Source organism: Variovorax sp. FW301-JW7, assembly GCF_058788795.1.
In genome coordinates this window covers 547,727-574,723 of record NZ_JBYTBC010000004.1, presented here as the reverse complement: position 1 = coordinate 574,723, position 26,997 = coordinate 547,727, and the positions used below count along the sequence as shown (strand labels likewise).

General features: G+C 67.5%; 26 protein-coding genes. 1 reads left to right on the top strand and 25 read right to left on the bottom strand.

Translation table 11 applies throughout. From position 1 onward, the window contains the following. Positions 1-14 precede the first annotated feature (14 nt). Genes hisH through AC3WQM_RS14435 form a run of 11 tightly spaced genes read right to left on the bottom strand, consistent with a single transcriptional unit; the run spans position 15 to position 8,940 of the window. Positions 15-674 carry an imidazole glycerol phosphate synthase subunit HisH gene (gene hisH, locus AC3WQM_RS14485; RefSeq protein ID WP_307695396.1) on the bottom strand — a complete coding sequence of 220 codons (660 nt, stop codon included), beginning with the start codon at positions 672-674 and terminating at the stop codon, positions 15-17. Positions 675-693: 19 nt separating this feature from the next. Beyond that, positions 694-1,311: an imidazoleglycerol-phosphate dehydratase HisB gene (hisB, locus tag AC3WQM_RS14480; protein ID WP_062471688.1), complete on the bottom strand. Its 618-nt coding sequence runs from the start codon at positions 1,309-1,311 to the stop codon at positions 694-696. Continuing rightward, complete coding sequence (gene hisC / locus AC3WQM_RS14475) at positions 1,308-2,411, bottom strand: histidinol-phosphate transaminase (protein ID WP_492679585.1); 1,104 nt, start codon at positions 2,409-2,411, stop codon at positions 1,308-1,310. The genes hisB and hisC overlap by 4 nt, the downstream gene beginning before the upstream one ends. Continuing rightward, positions 2,408-2,788 (bottom strand): hypothetical protein, encoded by a 381-nt coding sequence (locus tag AC3WQM_RS14470; protein WP_070059929.1) that lies wholly within the window; start codon positions 2,786-2,788, stop codon positions 2,408-2,410. Before AC3WQM_RS14470 ends, hisC begins: the two co-directional genes overlap by 4 nt. Before the next feature lie 12 nt (positions 2,789-2,800). Continuing rightward, complete coding sequence (locus AC3WQM_RS14465; RefSeq protein ID WP_095949881.1) at positions 2,801-3,628, bottom strand: hypothetical protein; 828 nt, start codon at positions 3,626-3,628, stop codon at positions 2,801-2,803. Between the two features lie 37 nt (positions 3,629-3,665). Further along, complete coding sequence (gene hisD, locus AC3WQM_RS14460) at positions 3,666-4,988, bottom strand: histidinol dehydrogenase (protein WP_492679583.1); 1,323 nt, start codon at positions 4,986-4,988, stop codon at positions 3,666-3,668. Between the two features lie 11 nt (positions 4,989-4,999). Further along, positions 5,000-5,641, bottom strand: a complete 642-nt coding sequence (hisG, locus tag AC3WQM_RS14455) for an ATP phosphoribosyltransferase (protein WP_492679581.1) — start codon at positions 5,639-5,641, stop codon at positions 5,000-5,002. Next, positions 5,638-6,927: a UDP-N-acetylglucosamine 1-carboxyvinyltransferase gene (gene murA, locus AC3WQM_RS14450; RefSeq protein WP_492679579.1), complete on the bottom strand. Its 1,290-nt coding sequence runs from the start codon at positions 6,925-6,927 to the stop codon at positions 5,638-5,640. Before murA ends, hisG begins: the two co-directional genes overlap by 4 nt. 42 nt (positions 6,928-6,969) lie before the next feature. Next, positions 6,970-7,212 (bottom strand): BolA family protein, encoded by a 243-nt coding sequence (locus AC3WQM_RS14445; protein WP_062471708.1) that lies wholly within the window; start codon positions 7,210-7,212, stop codon positions 6,970-6,972. A 19-nt stretch (positions 7,213-7,231) separates the two neighbouring features. After that, the gene (locus tag AC3WQM_RS14440) at positions 7,232-7,987 is read right to left on the bottom strand and encodes an ABC transporter permease (protein ID WP_489059448.1); all 756 of its coding nucleotides are present in this window, start codon (positions 7,985-7,987) and stop codon (positions 7,232-7,234) included. A gap of 5 nt (positions 7,988-7,992) precedes the next feature. Next, positions 7,993-8,940 (bottom strand): ABC transporter ATP-binding protein, encoded by a 948-nt coding sequence (locus AC3WQM_RS14435; RefSeq protein WP_062471713.1) that lies wholly within the window; start codon positions 8,938-8,940, stop codon positions 7,993-7,995. Between the two features lie 185 nt (positions 8,941-9,125). Between AC3WQM_RS14435 and AC3WQM_RS14430 the strand changes: the two genes are divergently transcribed. Beyond that, positions 9,126-10,706 carry a serine hydrolase domain-containing protein gene (locus AC3WQM_RS14430; RefSeq protein ID WP_492679577.1) on the top strand — a complete coding sequence of 527 codons (1,581 nt, stop codon included), beginning with the start codon at positions 9,126-9,128 and terminating at the stop codon, positions 10,704-10,706. Positions 10,707-10,710: 4 nt separating this feature from the next. On the opposite strand, the gene AC3WQM_RS14425 is transcribed toward AC3WQM_RS14430, so the two are convergent. The 14 genes from AC3WQM_RS14425 to aroB form a co-directional block, all read right to left on the bottom strand. Then, positions 10,711-10,986 (bottom strand): STAS domain-containing protein, encoded by a 276-nt coding sequence (locus AC3WQM_RS14425; protein ID WP_119554261.1) that lies wholly within the window; start codon positions 10,984-10,986, stop codon positions 10,711-10,713. A 12-nt stretch (positions 10,987-10,998) separates the two neighbouring features. Next, positions 10,999-11,661, bottom strand: coding sequence for an MlaC/ttg2D family ABC transporter substrate-binding protein (locus AC3WQM_RS14420; protein ID WP_354347910.1), 663 nt, complete (start codon positions 11,659-11,661; stop codon positions 10,999-11,001). Positions 11,662-11,822: 161 nt separating this feature from the next. Continuing rightward, entirely contained in the window at positions 11,823-12,572 is a 750-nt protein-coding gene (locus AC3WQM_RS14415) for an MlaA family lipoprotein (RefSeq protein WP_492679575.1), read from the bottom strand. Then, complete coding sequence (gene mlaD / locus AC3WQM_RS14410; protein ID WP_062471729.1) at positions 12,569-13,057, bottom strand: outer membrane lipid asymmetry maintenance protein MlaD; 489 nt, start codon at positions 13,055-13,057, stop codon at positions 12,569-12,571. The genes AC3WQM_RS14415 and mlaD overlap by 4 nt, the downstream gene beginning before the upstream one ends. A gap of 41 nt (positions 13,058-13,098) precedes the next feature. Beyond that, positions 13,099-13,881, bottom strand: coding sequence for a lipid asymmetry maintenance ABC transporter permease subunit MlaE (mlaE, locus tag AC3WQM_RS14405; RefSeq protein ID WP_489058977.1), 783 nt, complete (start codon positions 13,879-13,881; stop codon positions 13,099-13,101). Then, positions 13,878-14,741 carry an ABC transporter ATP-binding protein gene (locus tag AC3WQM_RS14400; RefSeq protein ID WP_492679802.1) on the bottom strand — a complete coding sequence of 288 codons (864 nt, stop codon included), beginning with the start codon at positions 14,739-14,741 and terminating at the stop codon, positions 13,878-13,880. Before AC3WQM_RS14400 ends, mlaE begins: the two co-directional genes overlap by 4 nt. A 65-nt stretch (positions 14,742-14,806) precedes the next feature. Continuing rightward, positions 14,807-16,285: a glutamate synthase subunit beta gene (locus tag AC3WQM_RS14395; RefSeq protein ID WP_492679573.1), complete on the bottom strand. Its 1,479-nt coding sequence runs from the start codon at positions 16,283-16,285 to the stop codon at positions 14,807-14,809. Positions 16,286-16,320: 35 nt separating this feature from the next. Beyond that, a complete protein-coding gene (locus tag AC3WQM_RS14390) occupies positions 16,321-21,066 on the bottom strand; it encodes a glutamate synthase-related protein (RefSeq protein WP_492679571.1) in 4,746 nt (1,581 codons plus the stop codon). Between the two features lie 178 nt (positions 21,067-21,244). Beyond that, complete coding sequence (locus AC3WQM_RS14385; protein ID WP_492679569.1) at positions 21,245-21,946, bottom strand: transposase; 702 nt, start codon at positions 21,944-21,946, stop codon at positions 21,245-21,247. 29 nt (positions 21,947-21,975) lie between these two features. Then, positions 21,976-22,857 carry a class I SAM-dependent methyltransferase gene (locus tag AC3WQM_RS14380; RefSeq protein WP_492679800.1) on the bottom strand — a complete coding sequence of 294 codons (882 nt, stop codon included), beginning with the start codon at positions 22,855-22,857 and terminating at the stop codon, positions 21,976-21,978. Positions 22,858-22,871: 14 nt separating this feature from the next. Further along, complete coding sequence (locus AC3WQM_RS14375; RefSeq protein WP_492679567.1) at positions 22,872-23,447, bottom strand: DUF1415 domain-containing protein; 576 nt, start codon at positions 23,445-23,447, stop codon at positions 22,872-22,874. Then, positions 23,444-24,724: an MFS transporter gene (locus AC3WQM_RS14370; protein WP_489058989.1), complete on the bottom strand. Its 1,281-nt coding sequence runs from the start codon at positions 24,722-24,724 to the stop codon at positions 23,444-23,446. Before AC3WQM_RS14370 ends, AC3WQM_RS14375 begins: the two co-directional genes overlap by 4 nt. Further along, a complete protein-coding gene (locus AC3WQM_RS14365) occupies positions 24,721-25,857 on the bottom strand; it encodes a deoxyguanosinetriphosphate triphosphohydrolase (protein ID WP_489058991.1) in 1,137 nt (378 codons plus the stop codon). The genes AC3WQM_RS14370 and AC3WQM_RS14365 overlap by 4 nt, the downstream gene beginning before the upstream one ends. Then, positions 25,854-26,978: a 3-dehydroquinate synthase gene (aroB, locus tag AC3WQM_RS14360; protein WP_489058993.1), complete on the bottom strand. Its 1,125-nt coding sequence runs from the start codon at positions 26,976-26,978 to the stop codon at positions 25,854-25,856. The genes AC3WQM_RS14365 and aroB overlap by 4 nt, the downstream gene beginning before the upstream one ends. Positions 26,979-26,997: the final 19 nt, after the last annotated feature.

Sequence of the window (26,997 nt, the reverse complement as noted above, 5' to 3'; positions counted from 1 at the left end):
GCGGGAATATAAGGTCAGGGGTTCCAATGGAGGAAGTTGCGATACAGCTGCAGCCCATGGTCCGCACTCTTCTCCGGGTGGAACTGGGTGGCAAAAATGTTATCGCGTGCGATGGCCGCGGTAAAGCATGCCCCGTAATCGGCCTCGCCCACGCTGTGCCGGGCATCCGCCGGACATGCGTAGAAGCTGTGCACGAAATAGAAGTAGCTCTGGTCGGGAATGCCCGCCCACACCGCGTGCGGCTGGGCCTGGCGCACCTGGTTCCAGCCCATCTGCGGCACCTTGAAGCGGCTGCCGTCGGGCTGCAGGCGACCGGCCAGGTCGAACTTGACGACCTCGCCGGGAATGAGCCCCAGGCCGTCGGTCGGGCCCTCGTCGCTGCGCGACAGCAGCATCTGCATGCCCACGCACACGCCGAAGAGCGGCTTGCTGGCCGCCGCCTCGAGCACCGACTCGAGCAGGCCCGAGTCGCGCAGCTCGCGCATGCAGTCGGGCATGGCGCCCTGCCCCGGCAGCACCACGCGGGTGGCCTTTCGCACCACGTCCGGGTCGGAGGTGACGAACACCTCCACGCCCACCTGGTCGGCCGCATGGCGCACGGCCTGCGACACGGAGTGCAGGTTGCCCATGCCGTAGTCGACGACCGCGACGGAATTTTTTGCTACAGATTTCATAGCTGTTCGCCAGAGAGTTTCAGAGCGAACCTTTGGTCGAGGGAATGACGCCGACGGAGCGCGGATCGAGCTCCAGCGCGCCGCGCATGGCGCGCGCGAAGGCCTTGAACACGGTCTCGCACTGGTGGTGCGCGTTCACGCCCTTCAGGTTGTCGATGTGCAGCGTGACGAAGGCGTGGTTCACGAAGCCCTGGAAGAACTCGTAGGTGAGCTGGCTGTCGAAGGTGCCGATCATGCCGCTGGTGAAGGGCACGTGCATCACGAGGCCGGGGCGGCCCGAGAAGTCGATGACGACGCGGCTCAGCGCTTCGTCCAGCGGCACGTAGGCATGGCCGTAGCGACGGATGCCCTTCTTGTCGCCGATGGCCTTGGCCACGGCCTGGCCGAGCGTGATGCCCACGTCTTCCACCGTGTGGTGGCCGTCGATGTGCAGGTCGCCCTCGCAGTCGATGTCCAGGTCGATCAGCCCGTGGCGGGCGATCTGGTCGAGCATGTGATCGAAAAAGCCGATGCCCGTGGAGAGCTTGGCCTTGCCGGTGCCGTCGAGGTTGACGCTGACCGTGATCTTCGTCTCGGCGGTGTGGCGGGTGACCGTCGCGATGCGATCGGTGCTGCCCGGGGTCGTGGGGGTGGTCATAGTGAGGCTTCGAGCGCCGCCAGCATCTGCGTGTTCTCGTCGGCCGTTCCGACGGTGAGGCGCAGGCAGTTGGCGAGCAGTTCATGCATTTTAGAAACGTTCTTCACCAGCACCCCGCGGGCCTTCATGCCCTCGAAGGTACGGGTGGCATCGGGCACGCGCAGCAGGATCATGTTGGCGTCGCTGGGCCAGGTCTTCACGCCCGGCAGCCGGGCCAGCGCGGCCATGAGCTGGTCGCGCCCTTCGCGGATCTGGCGCGCCTGCGCCTCGAACACGGCCGCGTGCTCCAGCGCGAACAGCGCGGCCTCGCAGTTGAGCACGCTGATGTTGTAGGGCGGGCGCACCTTGTCGATCTCGGCGACCAGCGCGGCGGGGCCCATGAGGTAGCCCAGGCGGATGCCGGCCAGGCCGAACTTGCTCAGGGTGCGCATCAGCAGCACGTGGCGGTGCTTGGCGAGCCGGTCGATGTAGCTGCGGGCAGCGAAGGGCTGGTAGGCCTCGTCGATCACCACCAGGCCGCCCTGCGCGCCCTGGGCCTGCACGATCTTCTCGATGACGGCGTCGTCCCAGAGGTTGGCGGTCGGGTTGTTCGGGTAGGCGAGATAGACGATGGCGGGCTTCTCGCGCGCGATGGCTGCCAGCATGGCGGCCTCGTCGAGTTCGAAATCGGCCGTCAGCGGCACGCCCACGAAGCGCAGGCCCTGCAGCTGGGCGCTCATCGCGTACATGACGAAGCCGGGCACGGGCGCCAGCACGGCGGCGCCGGGCTGGTCGCAGGCGATGCCCAGCAGCGAGATCAGTTCGTCCGAGCCGTTGCCCAGCATCAGCCCGAAGCCTTCGGGCAGGCCCGCATGGGCGGCCAGCGCGCGCTGCAGGTCGGCGCCGCGGTCGCCGGGGTAGCGGTTGAGCGCCAGCGCGCCCAGGCGCGCGCCCAGTTCGGCCTGCAGCGCGGGCGGCAGGCCGTAGGGGTTCTCCATCGCGTCGAGCTTGAGGAAGCCGCGCGCGTCCTGCACCGCGTAGGCGTGCATGGCGCGCACGTCGGCGCGGATGCGCTCGAGGGGCAGGCGGGTGTCGGAGGCGGAAGAGTCGGAAACGGTCATCGGGTGCAGCGGTAGCTGTTGCGGAGGGCGCCGGCCATGACCAGTTGCACGGGCATGTCGGCTTCGTAGCTGTCGGCGTTACGGCTCAGCTCGGTCTGGTAGAGCGAGCGGGCCATCGAGGGTTCGAGGCGGCGGCCCTCGATGCAGAACGGCGGCACCTGGCCGTTGCGCTGCGACGACTCGACGCCCTCACGCAGGCCTTCGAGCACGCCGACGAGGTAGTAGCTGGCGTAGGCCTTGCCGTCCTTCTCGTTGGCTTCGAGGGTGCGCAGCTCGCGGATGCTCATGGCCTGCGCGCCGGCGCCGATCGCACCGGCCGCCAGGGCGAGCAGCAGCGCCGGCAGGCGCGGCAACAGCAGGACGGCGGCACGTTGCATGGCCTCGCCGGCTTACTTGCGGTAGCGCGGCGGCGGCGCGTACGCGCCGTCGGCCGGGAAGGCGCTGGGCTGCGACGGCGAGGCGTCGCGGCGGGTGCGGCGCGGGGCGTTCGGCTCTTCGAGCTCGAACAACGCGGCGCCGATCACGCCGATGTTGCGCACGTCGCCGGCCTCGGTGTTCGCGGCGTAGGCACGGCCCGGCGTGGCGAAACGGAAGGCAGCCACTTCGCTCTGGCTCTTGCGGAAGCCCTCGATGTTCAGCGTCTGCTGCGGGCGCAGCACGTAGCCGCCGTTGCGCAGGCTGCCGGGCTTGCCGTTGAGCACGTCCAGGCCGTCGACGGTGGCGATCACCTCGTAGCTGCGGTCGCTGAGGTTGCGAAAGCGCAGCGTGTAGCGCGCGCCTTCGACGCCAGCGAGGCGGAACATGTCATTGCCGCTTCGACGTGCGCGCTGCAACGGCAGCGGGCGGTCGTTCTCGTCGAGCACCGACCATTCGATGTCGCCCTGGGCCAGCTGCAGGTTCAGCCGGCGCTCGGGGTTGCTGCCCGCATCGCGGCGCACGCTGGCGGCGTCGTTGTAGCCGATCGAGGCCACGTCGTCGGGCTGGTCGGACAGGCGCTTGGCAGCCACCGTGCGGGTCTTCGACTCGATGCCTTCGCCCCATTGCGTGCCGAGCTGGGCCGGCGCGGGTGCGGGCTTTGCAGCACTGGACGTGGCCGCCATCGCGGTCGTCTCGGCGCGGTTCTGCGGCATCTGGGTGCAGGCGGCCAGCAAGGCGGCACCGGCAACGAGGCCGGTGGCGAAGCGGAAAAATCGCGAGCGATAGAGGCGTTGAATCATCTGGCGTGCTCCTCCCTGAAGCGGGGTTGTTGGAGCCTCAGATCTTACGCAGGCGCATGCGCGCGGCTTCGGCGTGCGCCTGCAGGCCCTCGCCTTCGGCCAGCGTGACGGCGATCGGGCCCAGCACCTGCGCGCCGGCCTCGCTCACCTCGATGAGGCTGGAGCGCTTCTGGAAGTCGTACACGCCCAGCGGGCTCGAGAAACGCGCCGTGCCGCTCGTGGGCAGCACGTGGTTCGGGCCGGCGCAGTAGTCGCCCAGGCTCTCGCTGGTGAAGTTGCCCAGGAAGATCGCGCCGGCGTGGCGCAGCAGCGGTTCCCAGCGGTGCGGTTCGCTGCTGCTGACCTCGAGGTGTTCGGGGGCGATCCGGTTGCTGATCTCGCAGGCCTCTTCCATGCTCTTCGTGTGGATCAGCGCGCCGCGGCCGTTGAGCGAGGCGGCGATGATCTCGGCGCGCGGCATGGTCGGCAGCAGGCGGTCGATCTCGGCCTGCACACGGTCGATGTAGGCGGCGTCGGGGCACAGCAGGATGCTCTGGGCCAGCTCGTCGTGCTCGGCCTGGCTGAACAGGTCCATGGCCACCCAGTCGGGCGGCGTGGAGCCGTCGGCCAGCACCAGGATTTCGCTCGGGCCCGCGATCATGTCGATGCCCACGGTGCCGAACACGCGGCGCTTGGCGGCGGCCACGTAGGCGTTGCCGGGGCCGGTGATCTTGTCGCAGGCCGGGATGGTGGCCGTGCCGTAGGCCAGCGCGGCCACGGCCTGCGCACCGCCGACGGTGAAGCCGCGCGTCACGCCGGCCACGTAGGCGGCGGCGAGCACGAGCTGGTTCTTCTCGCCCTTCGGCGTGGGCACGACCATGATGATCTCGCCCACGCCCGCGACGTGCGCCGGAATGGCGTTCATCAGCACGCTCGACGGGTACGCGGCCTTGCCGCCCGGCACGTAGATGCCCACGCGGTCCAGCGGCGTGACCTTCTGGCCGAGCAGCGTGCCGTCGGCGTCGCGGTAGCTCCAGCTTTCGCCCGAGGCTTTCTTCTGCGCCTCGTGGTAGCTGCGCACGCGGCGGGCGGCGGCTTCGAGCGCGTCGCGCTGCACGGCCGGGAGGCCCTCGAACGCGGCCTTCAGCTCGGCCTGCGTGAGTTCGAGCTCGGGCAGCGTCTTCGCGTCGAGCTTGTCGAAGCGGTTCGTGTACTCGAGCACCGCCTCGTCGCCGCGCTTTTGCACGTCGGCCAGGATGTCGGCCACCACCTTCTCGATCGCAGCGTCCGCGTCCGCGGACCAATGCAGCCGCGCCTTGAATTCAGCGTCGAAGCTGGCTGAGTTCGTGGACAGTCGGGCGGGGGCTGCTTGCAGAGTCATGGGCTTGAGGTTCAGGCGGAGGGAATGGCGGACGCGAAGGCGTCGATGATGCGGCGGATGGGTTCGCGCTTGAGCTTGAGCGCGGCCTGGTTGACGACCAGCCGGGCGCTGATGTCCATGATGCGCTCCACCTCGACGAGGTGGTTGGCCTTGAGCGTGTTGCCGGTCGAGACCAGGTCGACGATGGCGTCGGCCAGGCCCGTGAGCGGCGCCAGCTCCATGCTGCCGTAGAGCTTGATCAGGTCGACGTGCACGCCCTTGCTGGCGAAGAAGTCGCGCGCCAGGCCCACGTACTTGGTGGCCACGCGCAGGCGCGAGCCCTGCTTCACGGCCGAGGCGTAGTCGTAGTCGGCGCGCACGGCCACGCTGAGGCGGCAGGCCGCGATGCGCAGGTCCAGCGGCTGGTACATGCCCTGGTTGCCGTTTTCGAGCAGCACGTCGAGGCCGGTCACACCGAGGTCGGCGCCGCCGTACTGCACGTAGGTGGGCACGTCGGAGGCGCGCACCAGCACCACGCGCACGTCGGGGCGGGTGGTGTCGAGGATGAGCTTGCGCGATTTCTCGGGGTCTTCGGTGACCTCGATGCCGGCGGCGGCCAGCAGGGGCATCGTCTCTTCGAAGATGCGGCCTTTGGAAAGAGCCAAGGTGATCATGCGGCGGCTCCCGTCACGCGTTCAATGTCGGCACCGAGGCCGCGCAGTTTCGATTCCATTCGGTCGTAACCCCGGTCCAGGTGGTAGATGCGGTCGACCAGCGTCTCGCCCTCGGCCACGAGGCCGGCGATGACGAGGCTGGCGGAGGCGCGCAGGTCGGTGGCCATCACGGTGGCGCCCGAGAGCTGTTGCACGCCCTCGACCATCGCGACCTTGCCCTCGACGTGGATGCGCGCGCCCAGGCGCACCATCTCGTTCACGTGCATGAAGCGGTTCTCGAAGATGGTCTCGGTGACCATCGAGGCGCCGCGCGCGATCACGTTCAGGGCCATGAACTGGGCCTGCATGTCGGTCGGGAAGCCGGGGTATTCGGTGGTGCTGAAGCTCTGCGCCTTCAGGTGGTCGTACGCGGGGCCCAGCGAGCCGATGCGGACGCCGTCGGGTTCGGTCACGACGGTGCAGCCGGCGTCGCGCAGCTTGTCGATCACGGCGTCGAGGTGGTCGCCGCGCGCATGGCGCAGGAAGGCCTCGCCGCCCGTGGCCGCCACGGCGCAAAGGAAGGTGCCGGCCTCGATGCGGTCGGCCACCACGGCGTGCTCGCAGCCGTGCAGCTTCTCGACGCCCTGGATGCGGATGTGGCTGGTGCCGTGGCCTTCGATCTTCGCGCCCATGCGGATCAGCATCTCGGCCAGGTCGATGATCTCGGGCTCCTGCGCGGCGTTTTCGAGCAGCGTCTCGCCCTCGGCCAGCGCGGCGGCCATGAGGAAGTTCTCGGTGCCGGTGACGGTGACCATGTCGGTCAGGATGCGCGCGCCCTTCAGCCGCGTGCGGCCCTCGGGCAGGCGCGCGACCATGTAGCCGTGCTCGACCACGATCTCGGCGCCCATCGCCTGCAGACCCTTGATGTGCTGGTCGACCGGCCGCGAGCCGATGGCGCAGCCGCCGGGCAGCGAGACCTTGGCGTGGCCGAAGCGCGCCAGCAGCGGGCCCAGCGCCAGCACCGAGGCGCGCATGGTCTTCACGAGTTCGTAGGGGGCCTCGGGGTTGCCGAGTTCGCCGGCGTTCAGGCGCACGGTGCCGTTGTCGTCGGCCTCGGCCGTCACGCCCATGTTGCGCACCAGCTTGAGCATGGTCGACACGTCCTGCAGGCGCGGCACGTTGTGCAGCACCACGGGCTGGTCGGTCAGCAGCGCTGCGCACAGCTCGGGCAGCGCGGCGTTCTTGGCGCCGGAAATGAGCACTTCGCCGCGAAGCTCACGCCCGCCGCGAATCAGAAGTTTGTCCATGAAGGATCCAGCGAAATCAGGAGGCCCGCAGGGGCCGGAAAGTCATTTGTCCACGGCGGCCCATTCGGCCGGCGTGTAGGTCTTCATCGAGAGCGCATGCACCTCGTCGGTGTGCATTTTCGCACCGAGGGTGGCGTAGACCCGCTGGTGGCGCTGGATGGCGCGCTTGCCCTCGAATTCGGCCGAGACGATGGTCGCGTACCAATGTCGGCCGTCGCCCTCGAGCGTGATGTGCTCGCACGGCAGATGGGCAGCGATGATGGCTTGGAGTTCGTCAGCGGTCATGGGGTCTTGGAAGGCGGGATCAGCCGCGGATTTTGTAGCCGATGCGCAGGAGGTGAACGGCAATCGCGCTCACCACCAGCCAGGCGGAACCGACGATGCCGAAGCTCAGCCAGGGCGAAGCGTCGCTCACCCCGAAGAAGCCGTAGCGGAAGCCGTCGATCATGTAGAAGAAGGGGTTCAGGTGGCTCACGCTCTGCCAGAACGGCGGCAGCGAGCCGATCGAATAGAACACGCCCGACAGGAAGGTCATGGGCATGATCAGGAAGTTCTGGAACACGGCCATCTGGTCGAACTTCTCGGCCCACAGCCCGGCGATGAGGCCCAGCGTGCCCAGCATGGCCGAGCCCAGCAGCGCGAACACCAGGATCCACACCGGCGCCACGAAGCTCGGCACGGCGAAGAAGAGGGTCACGGCGAACACGCCCACGCCCACCGCCAGCCCGCGGATCACCGAGGAGCCCACGTAGGCGAAGAACCAGCCCCAGTGCGACAGCGGCGTGAGCAGCACGAACACGAGGTTGCCCATGATCTTGCTCTGGATGATCGAGGACGAGCTGTTCGCGAACGCGTTCTGCAGCACGCTCATCATCACGAGGCCGGGGATCAGGAAGGCGGTGTAGCCCACGGAGCCGTAGACCGTGACGCGGCCCTCGAGCACATGGCCGAACACCATGAGGTACAGCAGCGCAGTGAGCACCGGCGCGCCGACGGTCTGGAAGCCGACCTTCCAGAAGCGCAGCGTTTCCTTGTAGAGCAGCGCTCGCCACCCGGTCACGGCCATCATCGCGACACCTCCAGCGGCGTCTGCTCGCCCGCCATCAGGTCGATGAACACGTCTTCCAGGTCGGCCTTGCGCATTTCCACGTCTTCCACCGCGACGCCGGCTTCGCGGATCGCGGCCAGCAGTTGTTCGACTTCATGCGCGTTCTGCGCCGGCAGCTGCACGATGCGCCCGGTGATGCGCGCGTGCTGGGCGATGGCCCAGGGCAGCATGGCGTCGGTCTTGAAGCGCAGCACGTTGCTCGCGGCCGACTTCAGCAGCTCGCTGGTGCGGTCCAGCGCGATCACCTTGCCGAGCTTGAGCATCGCGATGCGGCTGCACAGCGCCTCGGCCTCTTCGAGGTAATGGGTGGTCAGCAGCACGGTGCTGCCCTGCTTGTTGAGCTTGGCGACGAACTGCCAGAGCGTCTGGCGCAGCTCGACGTCGACACCGGCCGTGGGCTCGTCGAGCACGATGACCGGCGGCTTGTGCACCAGCGCCTGCGCCACCAGCACGCGGCGCTTCATGCCGCCCGAGAGCTGGCGCATGTTGGACGTGGCCTTGTCGGCCAGGCCCAGGCTCTGCAGCAGCTCGTCGATCCAGGCTTCGTTGTTCTTGATGCCGAAGTAGCCCGACTGGATGCGCAGCGACTCGCGCACGTTGAAGAAGGGGTCGAACACCAGCTCCTGCGGCACGATGCCGAGCTGGCGCCGGGCCTCGGCGTAGTCGCGCTGCACGTCGAAGCCGTGCACGCTGATCGCGCCCGCCGTGGGCCGCGACAAGCCCGCCAGCATGCTGATCAGGGTGGTCTTGCCCGCGCCGTTGGGGCCGAGCAGGCCGAAGAACTCGCCCGGCTCGATCTGGAAGGAAACCTCGTCGACCGCACGCAGCCCTTGCTTGCCTTGGGCGCGTTGCTGACGGGAGGGAGGGTAGGTCTTGGAGACCGACTGGAATGAGATCGCGGGCATGGGAGCCCGCGATTTTACGGGCGATGGGTTGTTCGGCGCTGTTCAGGGGTGAACGCGGGAAGCCGACCGTCCTAGGCATCGGCCCGGAGTTCACCCACAATCCCGCCGGTGCCGATTTTGCGCACCGCAACCGCCCATCGCGAGGAACGCCCATGAAGTGTTTGACCCGCAGTCCCCTCCCAACCGTGGCCGCCCTGCTCCTGGCGATGGTGCTGACCGCTTGCGGGGGAGGAGGTGGCGGCGGCGGCGGAGGTGGTGGTATCGGCCTTGGCCTCGGCGGCGGTGCTGGCGCTGGCGCAGGGGGTGGCACCGCCCCACCTTGCGCCTCATCTGCCGGTTCGGCCCAACTGCCGGCCCGCGATGCACTCATTGCGCGCGCCAAGTGCCTGGAGCTGGACACGCCCTACGTGCCGCCACCCGGCGATGTGCTGGAGCACAACACGTCCGGGTATGCCAAGGCCATGTGCTCGGCGGTCTTCATCACCGGACTCGATCCTGCGGTCGCCGCCGAGACCGTCGGGTACTTCACGGGGCCGTACGAACAGCGCAAGAAAGTGGGCGCGCCAGTGGTCGACCGCACCAAGAAGGAGGTCCGCATCACGATGCCCAACGGCGGCCCGACGCTGGTGGCCCGCCACTTCGGCTCGCAGGGTTGCATCACGCTGCCGCCCGGCAAGGACGACGTTCTCTTCACCCCCGTCCTTGTCAAGAGCGCGCTGGCCGACCCTGCGACCGTGCCCTGGCCCATGGGGGACGTGCTGCCGAACGACCCGCCGCCCGCCGACGTCGACATGGCCAAGGTGACCCAGGCCATCGACGCCGCCTTCGAAACGACGGAGGCCTACACCGCGGCCTTCGTGGTCACGCACAAGGGGCGGCTCATCGGCGAGCGCTACATGAACGGCCTCGGCCCGACAACGCCGCTCGAATCATGGTCGATGGGCAAGAGCGTCGTGGCCACGATGATGGGCGTGCTGATCAAGCAGGGCGTGTACAAGCTCGACCAGCCCGCGCCGATTCCCGAATGGCAAGGTGCCGGTGACGGCCGCCAGCAGATCCGCATTGCCGACATCCTGCGCATGTCCAGCGGGCTGCGCATCAAGGCCCCGGACGATCCGGACTTCGACCCCAACGGCACCTACCCCGATCACATCTACTACTACACAGGCCGGATCAACGCCTTCAACTACGCCGCGACCCGACCGCAGCAATGGCCACCCAACACGGTGGGCCGTTACCGCAACACCGATCCGGTGCTTGCCAACTACCTGGTCCGCCTTGCGGTCGAGAAGCGCGGCGAAGAGTACCTCTCGTTCCCGCAGCGCGCCATCTTCGACAAGATCGGCATCCGCTCCATGGTGATCGAGACCGATCCCTACGGCAACTTCCTCACGCAAGGCTACGACTTCATGTCGGCCCGCGATTGGGCCCGGCTGGCCAATCTCTACCTGCAGGACGGTGTGTGGAACGGCGAGCGCATCCTTCCCGAGGGGTTCGTCAATTTCGTGAGCACGGCCGCACCGGCCTGGGCCGTGGACCAGCGCCCCATCTACGGGGGATTTTTCTGGATCAATGGAACGGGGGCGCTGGCGGCGCCGACGACGGCCTACTACATGCTCGGCGCAGGGGGCCAGTTCGTGCTCGTGATTCCGTCGCACGATCTTGTGGTCGTGCGCATCGGCCACTCGAAGGGGGAGCGATTCGCGACCCCGACCCTGAACAAGGCACTCGCGCTACTGACCGCAGCAGTGCCACGCACGCGCTAGGGTGTCAGGGCGCAGCGGGCAAAAGGCCCGCGATGCCGTACAGCGCGGCCAGCTCGCGCAGGCGCGGCGACAGGCCCTTGACCGAGAACCCCCGGCCCAGCGCGCTGGATTCGCGCCGGCACTCGAGCAGCACCGCCAGCGCGGAGGAATCGAACTGGGCCAGCGCCGTGGCGTCGACCACGGTGGAGGTCGAGTCGGTCTGGCCCTTGAGCCCCTGCTGCAGCATGCGCATGCAGGCAGGAGCCTCGTCGTGGGTGAGTCGGGAGGGAAGGACCAGCATGGCGTGCGCCCGTCAGCCCTTGCCGTTGCCCTTGTTGCGCGCGGCCAGCGCGGCAATCAGGCCATCGATGCCGCTCTTGTTGATTTCCTGCGCAAACTGGGTGCGGTAGGTATCGACCAGCCACACGCCCAGCACGTTCAGGTTGTAGACCTTCCAGCCGGCGCCCTGGCCCGGCGTCTTTTCGAGGCGGTAGTCGAGCTGCACCGGATCGCCGCGACCCTTGACCTCGGTGCGCACGAGCACGTCGGTGTCGGTGGGCGCGCCGCGGAACGGGCGGATGGTGACGGTCTGGTCGCTCACCTGGTCGAGCGCACCGGCGTAGGTGCGCACCAGCAGGGTCTTGAACTCGTCCTGCAGGCGCTTTTGCTGCTCGGGCGTGGCCTGGCGCCAGGCCGGGCCGACGGCCGAGGCAGTCATGCGCTGGAAGTTGACGTTGGGCATGATCTTGCTGTCGACCAGCAGCATGATCTTGTTGATGTCACCGGCCTTGATCGACGAATCGGCCTTGATGGTCTCGAGCACGTCGGTCGACAGGCGCTTGACGAGCGCGTCGGGGGCCTCGTCGGCCGCGTATGCGGGCTGGTGCACGAAGGCGGTGGCGGCGCCGAACAGCAGCGCGCCGGCCAATGCCAGTCGGCCCAGGTCGCGTCGTTGCAGCAAGATCTTGTTGTTCATGGTGAGTCCCTCAGGTTGAATTGTCTTCCCTGCACGGTGCAGCCAATGGCCCCGTGCTGAGACAGGAACGGTTTCGACAGGCGCCAGGCCGACCGGGTTCCTGAAGCGGAGGTGAAGCCTGCAACCGGATGCAAGCAGGCTTCCCGTCCGCCGCGCCGCCATCACTTGCCGGCGTTGTCGTCGTCCGGCGGGTTGCCGTCGTAGACCTGGTTGCGGCGGCGCTGCAGGAACGCATCGCGCGTGAACGAATACTTGTCGAGCGCGGCTTCGTCGAGCAGGCGGGTCGCGCCCAGGTAACGCGAGCGGGTGTCCACGATGCGCAGGACCGACAGCGAATTGCGCCAGGCGACATCGTGGATATAGCCCTGTGCATCGCCATAGAGTTCAAGCGGCTTGGCCACTGTGTCACGCAACGTGGACGGTCCAAGCAGAGGCAGCACGACATAAGGACCGGCGCCCACGCCCCAATAGCCCAGCGTCTGACCGAAATCTTCTTCGTGGCGCGGAATGCCTGCTTCCGTGGCCACGTCGAGCAGCCCGCCCAAGCCGAAGAAGGTGTTGACGTTCAGCCGCATGAAGGTCTCGGCGCTGTTCTGCAGCTTGAGCTGCGCCACGTTGTTGGCCAGGCTCCAGACGTCGCCGATGTTGCTGAAGAAGTTGGTCACGCCCTGTCGCACCAGCGAGGGCACCACCTTCTGGTAGGTGCTGGCCACGGGCTCGAGCACCGCTTCGTCGACGGTGTCGTTGAAGCGCGTCACGCCGCGGTTGAATGGCTCGAAAGGGTCGGTCGGGCTCGTCCCGGGTCCGGTGGCGCATCCGGCCACCAGCGCGAACCCGACGGTTGCGCCAGCCCAGCGGGCGGATTTCGCTACACTTTTAATAGCATTCGACGAAAAAAGTCGTGTGGTCATTTCTTGTTGGCTGTTCCCGGCGCCGTATTCCCCTCGGCGGCCTTGCTGTACAGGAACTGGCTGATCAGGTTCTCCAGCACCACGGCCGACTGAGTCGCGGTGATGGTGTCGCCGGCTTGCAGGTTCTTTTCCTCGGCGCCCGCCTCGATCCCGATGTACTGCTCGCCGAGCAGGCCACTGGTCAGGATCTTGAGCGAGCTGTCCTTGGGAAAACTGTAACGGTTTTGAAGCGCCAGCGTCACGTCCGCCTGAAAGGCCTTGTCGTTGAATGCGATGGATTCCACACGACCGACGACCACGCCGGCGCTCTTGACCGCCGTCTGGGGCTTGAGCCCGCCGATGTTGTCGAAACGCGCGGTGACCGTGTAGGTCTTCTGGAAGTTCAGGCTCAGCAGGTTGGCCGACTGCAGTGCCAGGAACAGCAGGGCAGCGCCGCCGATCAGCACGAACAGGCCGACCCAGATGTCGTTGGTGGAACGTTGCATGGTTTGCACTCTCTGTCTAGAACGATGGGGCCGGGGCCCCTTTAGATACTGAACATCATGGCGGTGAGCAAGAAATCTAGCCCCAGCACCGCCAGCGACGCCATCACCACGGTCCGCGTGGTCGCGCGCGACACGCCCTCGGGCGTCGGCTGGGCTTCGAAGCCCTGCAGCAGCGCGACGAAGGTCACGGTGAAACCGAACACGATGCTCTTGATGACGCCGTTGCCGACGTCACGCCAGACATCGACGCCACCCTGCATCTGGCCCCAGAACGCGCCCGGGTCGACGCCCAGCATCAGCACGCCCACGACATAGCCGCCCATGATGCCGACCGCGCTGAACACGGCTGCCAGCAGCGGCATGGTGATGACGCCAGCCCAGAAGCGCGGCGCAAGGATGCGCTGCACCGGGTCGACCGCCATCATTTCCATGGCGCTCAACTGCTCGTTGGCTTTCATGAGGCCGATCTCGGCTGTCAGCGAAGTGCCGGCCCGGCCGGTGAACAGCAGAGCCGCCACCACAGGACCGAGTTCGCGCACGAGGCTCAGCGCGACCAGCAGGCCGAGCGCTTCGGACGAGCCGTAGCGCTGCAGCGCGTAGTACATCTGCAGCCCGAGCACGAAGCCCACGAACAGCCCCGACACGCCGATGATCGCGAGCGAGTAGTTGCCCAGGAAATGGACCTGGTCACGCACCAGCCCGAAGCGGCGCATGATCTGCGCGCCCGGGCCGAGCAGCCGCAGGAAGAGTTTGGCGGCGTGGCCCATGCCAGCCAGTTGGCTGCGCACGGCAAAGCCGATGTCGGCGGGCTTCCACCAGCTCATGAGCGTCCCCCTTCCCGGTTCCCGAAATCGTCTTGGATGCTGACGCCCGGGTAGTGGAAGCGCACAGGCCCGTCAGGCAGTGCGTTGACGAACTGGTGCACCAACGGATCGGCGCTTTCGCGCACCTCCTCGGGCCGCCCCTGCGCGGCGATGCCGCCGTTGGCCAGAACGATCACGTGGTCGGCGATACGGAAGGTTTCTTCGAGATCGTGCGACACGATGATGCTGGTAAGACCCAGCGCATCATTGAGCTGACGGATCAGCCGTGCGGCCGTGCCGAGGGAGATCGGATCGAGCCCCGCAAAGGGCTCGTCGTACATGACGAGGTCGGGGTCGAGCGCGATCGCACGGGCCAGCGCCACGCGCCGCGCCATGCCGCCCGACACCTCACTGGGCATCAGGTCGCGCGCGCCGCGCAGGCCGACGGCGTCGAGCTTCATGAGCACGATGTCGCGCACCAGCGCTTCCGACAGCTGCGTGTGCTCGCGCAGCGGGAAGGCCACGTTGTCGAACACGCTGATGTCGGTGAACAGCGCGCCGAACTGGAACAGCATGCCCATGCGGCGCCGCGCCGCATACAGCGTCGAAACATCGAAGCGGCCGACGTCTTTGCCATCGAACAGCACCTCGCCGCGTTGCGCACGTTGCTGGCCGCCGATCAGGCGCAGCACGGTGGTCTTGCCACCACCCGACGCCCCCATCAACGCCGTCACCTTGCCTCGCGGCACGGAAAACGACACGCCATCGAGGATCGCGCGCGCGCCGTAGCCGAACGAGACATCGCGGAATTCGACGAAGGAGGAAGACGGTGGTGTGGCTGGGTCCATCACAATAAAAAAGCCGGGCGCCTTCTCAGGCATCCCGGCATGCGGTTTCCGCGGATGATAACGGGGCCACGAACGGCGCCGCTTCACTGAAACAAAAATCAGCGCGGTAAGTCGCTGAATCCCATCAAAAATTCGTCGACCGCGCGCGCCGCTTGACGTCCTTCGCGAATTGCCCATACCACCAGCGACTGGCCGCGGCGAATGTCGCCGGCTGCAAACACTTTGGGCACATTCGTTGCATAGCCGCCGATGAAGTCGACCGTGGCGCGCGCGTTGCCGCGCGCGTCCTTCTCGACACCGAAGGCGTCGAGCACGGTGGCCACGGGGCTGATGAAGCCCATGGCGAGCAGCACGAGGTCGGCCTTGAGGATCTGCTCGCTGCCGGCCACTTCCTGCATCTTGCCGTCCTTCCATTCGACGCGAACGGTCTTCAGGCCGGTGACCTTGCCCTTTTCGCCGATGAACTCCTTGGTGGAGATGGCGAACTCGCGCTCGCAGCCTTCTTCGTGGCTGGAGCTGGTGCGCAGCTTGATCGGCCAGTAGGGCCAGGTCAGTGGACGGTTCTCCTCTTCGGGCGGCTGCGGCATCAGTTCGAACTGCGTGACGCTCACGGCACCGTGGCGGTTGCTGGTGCCCACGCAGTCGGAGCCGGTGTCGCCACCGCCGATGACGATCACGTGCTTGCCGTCGGCGCGCAGCTGGCCCTTGACCTTGTCGCCCGCGTTGACGCGGTTCTGCTGCGGCAGGAACTCCATCGCGAAGTGGATGCCGTCGAGGTCGCGCCCGGGCACGGGCAGGTCGCGCGATTGCTCGGCACCACCGGTGAGCACCACGGCGTCGAACTCTTTCTGCAGCTGCTCGGGCGTGACGGTTTCCTTGGCCAGGTTCGTGACCTTGGAGCCCTTGCCCAGCGGATCTTTCGCGGCACCGACCATGACGCCGGTGCGGAAGGTCACGCCTTCGGCCTTCATCTGCTCGACGCGGCGATCGATGTGCGTCTTCTCCATCTTGAAGTCGGGAATGCCGTAGCGCAGCAGGCCGCCGATGCGGTCGTTCTTCTCGAAGAGAGTCACGTCGTGGCCGACGCGCGCCAGTTGTTGAGCCGCTGCCATGCCGGCGGGGCCGGCCCCGACCACGGCGACCTTCTTGCCGGTCTTGTGCTTGGCAACGCGCGGCGCCACCCAGCCTTCATCCCAGGCGCGGTCGATGATCGCGTGTTCCAGCGACTTGATGCCGACCGCATCGTCGTTCACGTTGAGCACGCAGGCGGCCTCGCAGGGTGCGGGGCAGATGCGGCCGGTGAACTCGGGGAAGTTGTTGGTCGAGTCGAGCACCGCGAAGGCGTTCTGCCAGTCGTCGCGGTACACGAGGTCGTTGAAGTCCGGAATGATGTTGTTGACCGGGCAGCCGCTGTTGCAGAACGGCGTGCCGCAGTCCATGCAGCGTGCGCCCTGCACCTTGGCCTGGTCGGTGTTCAGGCCGACCACGAATTCCTTGTAGTGCTTGACGCGCTCTTCGACGGGCGTGTAGCCCTCTTCGACACGCTCATGCTCCATGAAGCCGGTGATTTTTCCCATCGTGCTGTCCTCTGTTCTTCGTATCTATGGCGCGCTCAGACGGCGGCCGTGGCGGGCGCGGCCAGTGCGTGCGGCTCGAGGCCCACGTGGGCGTTGTTGCCGCTGCTGGCCAGCTCGACCTGACGGTCGTGCAGTTCGGCCAGGGCGCGCTTGTACTCGTTCGGGAACACCTTGACGAACTTGGTACGCGACTCGGCCCAGTGGTCGAGCAATTCGCGCGCGCGCTTGCTGCCGGTCCAGCGGTGGTGCTCCTCGAGCAGCTTCTTGAGCTGTGCTTCGTCGGTTTCGCCGCCGTGCCAGATCTTGCGATGCACGCTGGCGGTCTGCTCGGCCGAGGTCAGCACCTTGTCGAGCGACACCATCGAGAGGTTGCAGCGCGAGGCGAACTGGCCGTCTTCGTCGTAGACGAAGGCGACGCCGCCGCTCATGCCGGCCGCGAAGTTGCGGCCCGTCTTGCCGAGCACAGCCACCGTGCCGCCAGTCATGTATTCACAGCCGTGGTCGCCGGTGCCTTCGATGACCGCCGTGGCACCCGAGAGGCGCACCGCGAAGCGCTCGCCGGCCACGCCGCACAGGTAGGCCTCGCCGGTCGTCGCACCGTACAGCGCGGTGTTGCCGACGATGGTGTTGCGCACGGCTTCGCCGCGGAAGTCGAGGCTGGGTCGCACCACCACGCGGCCGCCCGAGAGGCCCTTGCCGGTGTAGTCGTTGGCGTCGCCGATCAGGTACAGCGTGATGCCGCGTGCCAGGAAGGCGCCGAACGACTGGCCCCCCGTGCCTTCGAGCTGGATGCGGATCGAATCGTCGGGCAGGCCTTGCGGATGCACCTTGGTCAGCGCGCCCGAGAGCATCGCGCCCACCGAACGGTTGACGTTGCGCGCCACCTCGATGAACTGCACCTTCTCGCCCTTGTCGATGGCGGGACGCGACTTCTCGATGAGCTTCACGTCGAGCGCGCGCTCGAGGCCGTGGTCCTGGTTCTCGACATGGAAGCGCGGCACGTCGGCCGGCACGATCGGCAGCGCGAACAGGCGGCTGAAATCGAGGCCCGAAGCCTTCCAGTGTTCGATGCCCTTGCGCATGTCGAGCAGGTCGGCGCGACCGATCAGGTCGTCGAACTTGCGGATGCCCAGCTGGGCCATGATCTGGCGCACTTCTTCGGCAACGAAGAAGAAGTAGTTGACGACGTGCTCAGGCTTGCCCGAGAACTTCTTGCGCAGGATCGGGTCTTGCGTGGCCACGCCCACCGGGCAGGTGTTCAGGTGGCACTTGCGCATCATGATGCAGCCCTCGACCACCAGCGGCGCGGTGGCGAAGCCGAACTCGTCGGCGCCCAGCAGCGCGCCGATGGCGACGTCGCGGCCGGTCTTCATCTGGCCATCGGCCTGCACGCGGATGCGGCTGCGCAGGCGGTTGAGCACCAGCGTCTGCTGCGTCTCGGCCAAGCCGATTTCCCACGGGCTGCCCGCGTGCTTGATCGACGACCAGGGCGATGCGCCCGTGCCGCCGTCATGGCCGGCGATCACGACGTGGTCGCTCTTGCACTTGGCCACGCCCGCAGCGATGGTGCCGACGCCGATTTCGCTCACCAGCTTCACGCTGATGCTGGCGTGCGGCGCGGTGTTCTTCAGGTCGTGGATGAGCTGGGCCAGGTCCTCGATCGAGTAGATGTCGTGGTGCGGCGGCGGCGAGATGAGGCCCACGCCCGGCACGGCATAACGCTGCTTGCCGATGTACTCGGTGACCTTGCCGCCGGGCAGCTGACCGCCCTCGCCCGGCTTGGCACCTTGCGCCATCTTGATCTGGATCTGGTCGGCCGAGTGCAGGTACTCGGCGGTGACGCCGAAGCGGCCCGACGCGACCTGCTTGATGCGCGAGCGCAGCGAGTCGCCGTCGTTCAGCGGCAGGTCCACCTCGACGTTGGCCGCGCCGATCACGCTCTTGAGCGTGTCGCCCTGCTTGATCGGGATGCCCTTCAGTTCGTTGCGGTAGCGCGCGGGGTCTTCACCGCCTTCGCCCGTGTTGCTCTTGCCGCCGATGCGGTTCATGGCAATGGCGAGCGTGGCGTGCGCCTCGGTGCTGATCGAACCCAGCGACATGGCACCGGTGGCGAAGCGCTTGACGATTTCGGCAGCCGCTTCGACTTCGTCGACCGGGATGGCCTTGGCCGGATCGATCTTGAACTCGAACAGGCCGCGCAGCGTGAGGTGGCGGCGGTTCTGGTCGTTGATGAGCTGCGCGTATTCCTTGTACGTGTTCCAGTTGTTGGAACGCGTGCTGTGCTGCAGCTTGGCGATGGCGTCGGGCGTCCACATGTGCTCTTCGCCGCGCGTGCGCCAGGCGTATTCGCCGCCGGCGTCCAGCATGTGGGCGAGCACGGGGTCGTCGCCGAAGGCGGCCTTGTGCATGCGGATGGCTTCTTCGGCGATTTCGAAGACGCCGATGCCTTCCACGCGGCTGGCAGTGCCGGTGAAGTACTTGTTCACCGTCTCGGTGTTCAGGCCGATGGCTTCGAACAGCTGGGCGCCGCAGTAGCTCATGTAGGTGCTGACACCCATCTTCGACATGATCTTCGACAGGCCCTTGCCGATGGCCTTGACGTAGTTGTAGACCGCCTTTTCGGCGCTCAGGTCGCCCGGCAGGTCGGCGTGCATGGCCGCCAGCGTTTCCATCGCGAGGTACGGGTGCACGGCTTCGGCGCCGTAGCCGGCGAGCACGCCGAAGTGATGCACTTCGCGCGCCGAACCGGTCTCGACCACGAGGCCGGCGGTGGTGCGCAGGCCCTCGCGCACGAGGTACTGGTGCACGGCCGACAGCGCCAGCACGGCGGGGATCGCCACTTGCGTCGGGCCCACGCCGCGGTCGCTCACGATCAGGATGTTGTGGCCGCCCTTGATGGCATCGACCGCTTCGGCGCACAGCGAGGCCAGCTTGGCTTCGACGCCCTCATCGCCCCAGCCCAGCGGGTAGGTGATGTCGAGCACGTAGCTCTTGAACTTGCCCTGCGTGTAGGTGCCGATGTCGCGCAGCTTCGCCATGTCGGCGAAGTCGAGAATGGGCTGGCTCACTTCGAGCCGCATGGGCGGGTTGACCTGGTTGATGTCCAGCAGGTTCGGCTTGGGGCCGATGAAGGACACGAGCGACATCACGATCGCTTCGCGGATCGGGTCGATCGGCGGGTTCGTGACCTGCGCGAACAGCTGCTTGAAGTAGTTGTACAGCGGCTTGTTCTTGCTGGAGAGCACGGCCAGCGGGCTGTCGTTGCCCATGGAGCCGATACCCTCTTCGCCGGCCTGCGCCATCGGGCTCATCAGGAACTTGATGTCTTCCTGGGTGTAGCCGAAGGCCTGCTGGCGGTCGAGCAGCGCGACCTGGCTCACGGGGATCGCGGCCGGTTCGGCCTTGACGCTGTCGAGCTTGATGCGCAGGTTCTCGATCCACTGCTTGTAGGGTTTGCTGTTCGCGAGGGTGGACTTGACCTCCTCGTCGTCGATCATGCGGCCCTGCTCCAGGTCGATGAGGAACATCTTGCCGGGCTGCAGGCGCCACTTGCGCACGATCTTCTGCTCGGGCACGGGCAGCACGCCCGACTCGGAGGCCATGATGACCAGGTCGTCGTCGGTCACGCAGTAGCGCGAGGGGCGCAGGCCGTTGCGGTCGAGCGTGGCGCCGATCTGGCGGCCGTCGGTGAAGACGATGGAGGCCGGGCCGTCCCACGGCTCGAGCATGGCGGCGTGGTACTCATAGAACGCGCGGCGGCGCGTGTCCATGGTGGCGTGCTGTTCCCAGGGCTCGGGAATCATCATCATCACGGCCTGGCTGATCGGGTAGCCGGCCATCGTCAGCAGCTCAAGGCAGTTGTCGAAGGTGGCGGTGTCGGACTGGCCCGCGAAGCTGATCGGGTAGAGCTTCTGCAGGTCGGCGCCGAGCACCGGCGACGACATCACGCCTTCGCGTGCCTTCATCCAGTTGTAGTTGCCCTTGACCGTGTTGATCTCGCCGTTGTGGGCGACATAACGGTACGGGTGGGCCAGCGGCCACTCGGGGAAGGTGTTGGTCGAGAAGCGCTGGTGCACCAGGCCCAGGGCCGAGACGCAGCGCTTGTCCTGCAGGTCGAGGTAGTAGGTGCCAACCTGGTCGGCCAGCAGCAGGCCCTTGTAGACCACGGTACGGCTGGACATGCTCGGAACGTAGTATTCCTTGCTGTGCTTGAGCTTCAAGCGCTGGATGTTGGCGCTGGCGGTCTTGCGGATCACGTACAGCTTGCGCTCCAGCGCGTCCTGCACGATCACGTCGTTGCCGCGGCCGATGAAGATCTGGCGCAGCAGCGGTTCCTTTTCGCGCACGGTGGGCGACATGGGCATGTCACGGTTGACCGGCACGTCGCGCCAGCCCAACAGCTCCTGGCCTTCGGCCTTGATGGCGCGTTCCATCTCTTGTTCGCAGGCTTCGCGCGAGGCGTGTTCCTTCGGCAGGAAGATCATGCCGACGCCGTATTCGCCCGGCGGGGGCAGCGTGACGCCCTGCTTGGCCATTTCTTCGCGGTACAGCAGGTCGGGCAGCTGGATCAGGATGCCGGCACCGTCGCCCATCAGCTTGTCGGCGCCGACGGCGCCGCGGTGGTCGAGGTTCTCGAGGATCTTCAGGCCCTGCAGCACGATGGCGTGGCTCTTCTCGCCCTTGATATGGGCGACGAAGCCGACGCCACAGGCGTCGTGCTCATCGGCACCGGAATACAGACCGTGTTCTTGGAGGTGTTGAATCTCGGCAGCCGTCGTCATGGCGCGCTCCTTCAGTTTTCGCAGGGAAAGGGAGCATATTGCGATGCACAAAGAATGCCAAACACTTTAATTAGGGTCAGATTCCCATTAAATCTTGAGTTTTCTTGTCAGAATTAAATTGGGGACATATTAAAAGCAGGAGCACGAACCTCAATACACATGCGGCACTTCGCCGTTTTCAGTCTTGATCCTTAGGGGATGCCGGCGGCCGGCCGGCCTTGGCCTTGATGACGCGACGCTCGATGGACTTCTGCAACGTGTCCAAAAAGTCGCCATCGCCGGCCGCCCAGCCGCGCAGCGTGGCCTCGGTCAGGGCCTGCTGATCGGCCGCACGGACGCCGCCACGCACCAGTTCGGCATACGCCGCCTCCCGCGCAAAGGGCGTGTTGCCGAGTTCCCAGTACAGCGGATGCGGGGTCAACAGCCGGTCCTGCCGCAGGCCGGCGTAGTGGCCGTGGCTGGACCAGGGGAAGTCGCGCGCCTCGGCGACCATCCCGGCGCGCACCGGGTTCAGGTCGATGTAGGCCATGCAGGTCAGCAGGTAGCGCTCGGTCTGGATCAGCGTCGATCTGTAGCGCCCTTCCCACAAGGTGCCGCTGCGGCCGTGGCGGTCGTTGAAGTAGCGCACGTAACTGCGCCCGACCGATTGCATGAACTGCGGCAGGCCCGCGGCGCTGTCGGGGGTGGCCAGCAGGTGGAAGTGGTTGTCCATCAGCACGTAGGCGTGCAGCGCAATGCCGAAGCGCGCGGCGTTCTCGGCCAGCAGGCCGAGCAGCTTCTCGTGGTCGGCGCGGTCGACGAAGATCGGCTGGCGGTTGTTGCCGCGCTGGATCACGTGGTGCGGCATGCCGGCCAGCGTGAGACGGGGGAGACGGGCCATGGTGACGGTGGACGACGCCGTCCGGGTGCTTAATCGGCGAGGCGGAAGCGCGTGTCGCCCAGCGTGTCGAGCCCGAACTGCGCCAGCAGCTCGCGCAGCCGCGTCGCCGCACTCGCCTTGCGCTGGCCGGTGTAGCGCGCCAGGATCAGCTCGTTCTTCATGCTGTGCTCCCAGCCGACGAGCTCAGTGACCGTCACGCTGTAGCCGTTGGCTTCCAGGTACAGGCAGCGCAGGACGTTGGTGAGCTGGCTGCCGATCTCGCGCGTGTGCAGCGGATGGCGCCACAACTCGGCCAGCGGCGTGCGCGACAGGGCCAGCGCCTTGGTCTCGCGCAGGCAGGCCGCCACTTCGGCCTGGCAGCAGGGCACGAGCACCATGCAGCGCGCCTTCTTGGCCAGGCCGAAGGCGATGGCATCGTCGGTGGCGGTGTCGCAGGCGTGCAGCGCGGTGACCACGTCGATCTGCGCCGGCAGCTCGCTCGCCTGCGCCGACTCGGCCACGGTGAGGTTCAGGAACGACATGCGCCCGAAGCCCAGCTGCTGCGCCAGCGCGCGGGAGCGTTCGACCAGCTCGCTGCGCGTCTCGATGCCGTAGACATGCCCGCCCTGCCGCGCGCGGAAGAACAGGTCGTAGATGATGAAGCCGAGGTACGACTTGCCCGCCCCGTGGTCGGCCAGCGTGGCCTCGGCGCCCTCGCCCGGCAGCTCGCGCAGCAGCTGCTCGATGAACTGGAACAGGTGGTAGACCTGCTTGAGCTTGCGCCGCGAATCCTGGTTGAGTCGGCCTTCGCGCGTGAGGATGTGCAGCTCCTTGAGCAGCTCGACGGACTGGCCCGGCCGCAGGACTTCGGCCAGATCGGCTTCGGCCTTCGCAGCTTTCTGGGTGGGATGGGCTTTCGCGGGACGGGGCATGGTGTTCTTGTTGTTCATGGCGTGGCGCTTCCCGGGCCGACATCGAGCGCAGCCCAGCCGGCCGGGCCGAGGGCTTCGAGCGTCTCGATGTTGCGCTCGAAGATCGCCTCGGCCTCGGGAAAGGCCTCGACCGCGCGGTCCATGCTGTCTTCGCGCAGCAGGTGCAGCGTGGGGTACGGCGCGCGGTTGGTGGCGTTGGTGATGTCGTCGGGCTCGGTGCCGCCGAACTGGAAATGCGGGTGAAAGCTGGCGAGTTGCAGCACGCCGTCGAAGCCCGCGCGGGCCAGCTTGCGCTCGGCGCGCTCCGTGAAATCGTTGAAGTCGAGAAAGTCCGCCAGCGTATGGGGGACGATCAGCAAGGTGGTGTCGCGCACCTCGGCGTCGAGCGCCACGAGCGCGCGGGCTTCGGCCAGCAGCGCATCGATCAGGCGGCCTTCGTGGGTGTCGAGGTAGGTGACGTAGTGGATCTGGCCCTTCACATGCACCGCCTTGGCGAAGGGGCACAGGTTGAGGCCGATCACGGCGCGTTCGAGCCAGCGACGGGTGTCGGCTTCGGCTTGTGCGGTTTCAATGATGGTTGGCTCGTTCATGGCGTGGCCTCCGCGAGCTTGCGAATGCGCCCGAGCCGCGTGGCGATCGCCATGCCCGCGAGCGAGCAGGCCAGCGTGGCGGTCCAGGTCCAGTGCCAGCCACCGACGCGGTGCGCCACCCAGGCCACCGCGGGCGGCGCCAGGAACTGGCCGAGCGACGACGCCTGCTGCATCAGACCGACAGTGGTCGAGACGGTGCTCGGCCCCGGCGCCAGCCGCACGCCCAGCAGGAACAGCGTCGCCGGCACCATGCCGCCGCCAAGCGAAAAAGCACAGATGGCGGCGTAGCGCAACGCGGGCGGCAGGCCCAGCGCCTCGGCACCCTGCCCCACCTGCGCGAAGGCGGCGACACCGCCCAGCGCCATGGCCAGGAAGCCCCATTGCAGCAGGCGCTCGGGCGCCACGCCGCGTTGCAGCCAGCGGCCGCCCATGAGGTTGCCGACGATGTTCATCGCCGCGGCCAGCGCGGTCAGCACCGCGCTCCAGGCGGCCGGCACCTTCGCATCGGCATAGATGGCGGGAAGAAAACCGATCACGGCCATCCACTGGGACGAGTACACGGCGAAGGTCAACGCGACCAGCCACGGCGCGCGCGCACCGACCGTCTCGCGCAGCCGCGACGCCCAGCCGGACGATACGGGCTGCGGGCTTGCGCCGGCCACGCGGGGCCGGTCGCGCGGCACTGCCAGCCACACCCAGAGTGCCGCACCCGCCGACACCAGCGACAGCGTCCACCACCAGTCGGCCCAGCCGCCCCAACCGATCAGGGCCGGCCCGACCAGCAGCGCCAGCGCCACGCCGAGCGGCATGTAGGCACCCCACAGGCCCAGCGCGGCCTTGTCGGCGCCCGCCGGTGTCAGTGCGCGGATGAGTCCCGGGCCAGGCATCACCGCCATCAGGAAACCGATGCCTTCGGCCGCACGCAACACGAACAGCCACAGCACCGCATGCGACCCGCCCAGCGGGCCGGCGCCGACGGCACCCCCAAGCAAGCTGGCCACTGTCAGCACCGCCAGTCCGGTCAGCATGCTGCGGCGCAGGCCGATGGTGTCGGCCGCGAGCCCGGCCATCAGCCCCAGGGTCATGCTCGCCACCTGCACCAGCGAGAGCAGGAAGCCCGCCTCGACCAGGTCGATGCCCAGCGACGCCTGCAGCGCCGGCACGGCGGGCGGCAGCTTGCCCAGGTGCAGCGCGGCGCTGACGCCGCCCAGCACGACGGCGAAGGCCGCGGCCGGCACGCGGGCCGACGCGCTGTTCGAGCGCACGGCCGCCGTCATGCGATGCCTCGCCGGCCAGTCAGCCGCTCGTGCTCGCGCATGGCGAAGCGGTCGGTCATGCCGGCGATGTAGTCGGCCACGGCACGGTGCCGGTCGCGGCGCTCGGCGTAGGACGCGGGCATCTCGGTGCCGCGCGCCAGGTAGGCGTCGAACAGCCCGCGCACGACCTCGCTCGCCTGGTCGGTGGTCTGCGTGACCTGCGGATGGCGGTAGAGGTTGCGGAACAGGAACTGCTTGAGCACCTCCGACTGCGCCTGCATGACGCCGCTGAAGGCCACCAGCGGCGGCGCCTGGCGCACCGCATCGGCATCGACGGGGCCCAGCGCCTCGATGGCCGCGCGTGTCGTGTCGATCACGTCGTAGACCTGCGCGCTGAGCATGCGGCGGATTGTTTCATAGAGCACGCGCCGGCCCTGGCCCTGCAGCTGCGGATGCTCCGCCAACGCCTCGCGGCGGTAGCGATCGAACAACTCGACGTCGGCCAGCTGCTCGACGCTGATGAGGCCCGAGCGCACGCCGTCATCGATGTCGTGGGCGTTGTAGGCGATGGCGTCGGCGAGGTTGCACAACTGTGCCTCCAGCCCCGGCTGCGTGCGATCGAGAAAGCGGCGGGCCACGCCTTGCGGCTCGGCGGCCTCGATGCGCTCGGCGTTGGCGCGCGAGCAGTGCTTGAGGATGCCCTCGCGGGTCTCGAAGCTGAGGTTCAGGCCGTCGTACTGCGGGTAGCGGTGCTCCAGCGCATCGACCACGCGCAGGCTCTGCAGGTTGTGCTCGAAGCCGCCGTGTTCGGCCATGCAGGCATTGAGCGCGTCCTGGCCGGCGTGGCCGAAGGGCGTGTGACCGAGGTCGTGGGCCAGCGCGATCGCTTCGACCAGGTCTTCGTTGAGGCGCAGCGCGCGCGCGATGGAACGACCCAGCTGCGCGACTTCGAGCGAATGCGTGAGCCGCGTGCGGAACAGGTCGCCTTCGTGGTTCAGGAAGACCTGGGTCTTGTAGACCAGCCGGCGGAAGGCCGTGGAATGGACGATGCGGTCGCGGTCGCGCTGGAAGGCGTCGCGCGTGGGCGCGGGCGGCTCCGCGTGACGCCGTCCGCGCGAGCGCGCGGGGTGGCAGGCGTACGCCGCAAGGCTCATGCCGCGCAGCACTGCGCGAGCACGTCGCGCACCATTGCGTCGGGCGCGCTGCGCACGACGGCGGAGCCGGGGCGGTCGATCACCACGAAGCGGATCTCGCCGGCTTCGGATTTCTTGTCGACGCGCATCAGCTCGAGGTAGCGCTCGGCACCCAGCGCCGGCCCCACCGTGGGAAGGCCGGCGCGCTCAATCAGGCGAGTCAGCCGTTCGACGAAGGCCGCGTCGACGCCGCCCAGCCGCTGCGACAGCTGCGCTGCCATGACCATGCCGCAACCGACGGCCTCGCCGTGCAGCCACTCGCCGTAACCCAGGCCCGACTCGATGGCATGGCCGAAGGTGTGGCCGAAGTTGAGGATGGCACGCAGCCCGGTCTCGCGCTCGTCCTGGCCGACGACCAGCGCCTTGATCTCGCAGCTGCGCTTCACGGCATGGGCCAGCGCGGCCGGGTCACGCGCCACCAGCGCTTCGATGTTCGACTCGATCCAGTCGAAGAAGGCCATGTCGTAGATCGGGCCGTACTTGATGACTTCGGCCAGGCCAGCGCTCAGTTCGCGCGGCGGCAGCGTCTGCAGCGTGTCCAGGTCGCACAGCACGAGCTGCGGCTGGTAGAACGCGCCGATCATGTTCTTGCCCAGCGGATGGTTGATGGCCGTCTTGCCGCCCACCGAGGAATCGACCTGCGCCAGCAGCGTGGTCGGCACCTGCACGAAGGGCACGCCGCGCATGTAGCTGGCCGCCGCAAAGCCGGTCATGTCGCCCACCACCCCGCCGCCGAGCGCGAACAGCACCGTCTTGCGGTCGCTGCCGTGGCCCAGGAGGGCGTCGAAGATCAGGTTGAGCGTCTCGAGGTTCTTGTGCACCTCGCCGTCGGGCAGTTCGAGCAGGTGGACCGTACGGAAGCGGTCGGCCAGCACGGTTCGCAGGGCCCGGGCGTAGAGCGGCGCCACGGTGGTGTTGCTGACGATCAGCGCACTGGCGGCAGCGGGAACGACACCGAAGCTGGCAGGGTCTTCCAGCAGGCCGCCGCCGATCAGGATCGGGTAGCTGCGCTCGCCGAGCTGGATCTCGACGCGTTCGGGCTTTGGCGGGGCGGAAAGTGCGGGCGAAACAGACAGGGACATGGCCGCGAGTTTAGGCGCT

Excerpts from the sequence above, each read along its gene's own strand:
- murA (WP_492679579.1), bottom strand. The coding sequence starts at position 6,927 with ATGGACAAACTTCTGATTCGCGGCGGGCGTGAGCTTCGCGGCGAAGTG.
- AC3WQM_RS14385 (WP_492679569.1), bottom strand. The coding sequence starts at position 21,946 with ATGGCCCGTCTCCCCCGTCTCACGCTGGCCGGCATGCCGCACCACGTG.
- AC3WQM_RS14470 (WP_070059929.1), bottom strand. The coding sequence starts at position 2,788 with ATGCAACGTGCCGCCGTCCTGCTGTTGCCGCGCCTGCCGGCGCTGCTG.
- hisG (WP_492679581.1), bottom strand. The coding sequence starts at position 5,641 with ATGATCACCTTGGCTCTTTCCAAAGGCCGCATCTTCGAAGAGACGATG.
- mlaD (WP_062471729.1), bottom strand. The coding sequence starts at position 13,057 with ATGCAACGTTCCACCAACGACATCTGGGTCGGCCTGTTCGTGCTGATC.
- mlaE (WP_489058977.1), bottom strand. The coding sequence starts at position 13,881 with ATGAGCTGGTGGAAGCCCGCCGACATCGGCTTTGCCGTGCGCAGCCAA.
- AC3WQM_RS14445 (WP_062471708.1), bottom strand. The coding sequence starts at position 7,212 with ATGACCGCTGACGAACTCCAAGCCATCATCGCTGCCCATCTGCCGTGC.
- AC3WQM_RS14395 (WP_492679573.1), bottom strand. The coding sequence starts at position 16,285 with ATGGGAAAAATCACCGGCTTCATGGAGCATGAGCGTGTCGAAGAGGGC.
- hisD (WP_492679583.1), bottom strand. The coding sequence starts at position 4,988 with ATGACTCTGCAAGCAGCCCCCGCCCGACTGTCCACGAACTCAGCCAGC.
- AC3WQM_RS14420 (WP_354347910.1), bottom strand. The coding sequence starts at position 11,661 with ATGAACAACAAGATCTTGCTGCAACGACGCGACCTGGGCCGACTGGCA.
- AC3WQM_RS14425 (WP_119554261.1), bottom strand. The coding sequence starts at position 10,986 with ATGCTGGTCCTTCCCTCCCGACTCACCCACGACGAGGCTCCTGCCTGC.
- AC3WQM_RS14370 (WP_489058989.1), bottom strand. The coding sequence starts at position 24,724 with ATGACGGCGGCCGTGCGCTCGAACAGCGCGTCGGCCCGCGTGCCGGCC.
- AC3WQM_RS14435 (WP_062471713.1), bottom strand. The coding sequence starts at position 8,940 with ATGCCCGCGATCTCATTCCAGTCGGTCTCCAAGACCTACCCTCCCTCC.
- AC3WQM_RS14375 (WP_492679567.1), bottom strand. The coding sequence starts at position 23,447 with ATGAACGAGCCAACCATCATTGAAACCGCACAAGCCGAAGCCGACACC.
- AC3WQM_RS14365 (WP_489058991.1), bottom strand. The coding sequence starts at position 25,857 with ATGAGCCTTGCGGCGTACGCCTGCCACCCCGCGCGCTCGCGCGGACGG.
- AC3WQM_RS14400 (WP_492679802.1), bottom strand. The coding sequence starts at position 14,741 with ATGCCTGAGAAGGCGCCCGGCTTTTTTATTGTGATGGACCCAGCCACA.
- AC3WQM_RS14415 (WP_492679575.1), bottom strand. The coding sequence starts at position 12,572 with ATGACCACACGACTTTTTTCGTCGAATGCTATTAAAAGTGTAGCGAAA.
- AC3WQM_RS14380 (WP_492679800.1), bottom strand. The coding sequence starts at position 22,857 with ATGCCCCGTCCCGCGAAAGCCCATCCCACCCAGAAAGCTGCGAAGGCC.
- AC3WQM_RS14465 (WP_095949881.1), bottom strand. The coding sequence starts at position 3,628 with ATGATTCAACGCCTCTATCGCTCGCGATTTTTCCGCTTCGCCACCGGC.
- AC3WQM_RS14390 (WP_492679571.1), bottom strand. The coding sequence starts at position 21,066 with ATGACGACGGCTGCCGAGATTCAACACCTCCAAGAACACGGTCTGTAT.
- aroB (WP_489058993.1), bottom strand. The coding sequence starts at position 26,978 with ATGTCCCTGTCTGTTTCGCCCGCACTTTCCGCCCCGCCAAAGCCCGAA.
- hisH (WP_307695396.1), bottom strand. The coding sequence starts at position 674 with ATGAAATCTGTAGCAAAAAATTCCGTCGCGGTCGTCGACTACGGCATG.
- hisB (WP_062471688.1), bottom strand. The coding sequence starts at position 1,311 with ATGACCACCCCCACGACCCCGGGCAGCACCGATCGCATCGCGACGGTC.
- hisC (WP_492679585.1), bottom strand. The coding sequence starts at position 2,411 with ATGACCGTTTCCGACTCTTCCGCCTCCGACACCCGCCTGCCCCTCGAG.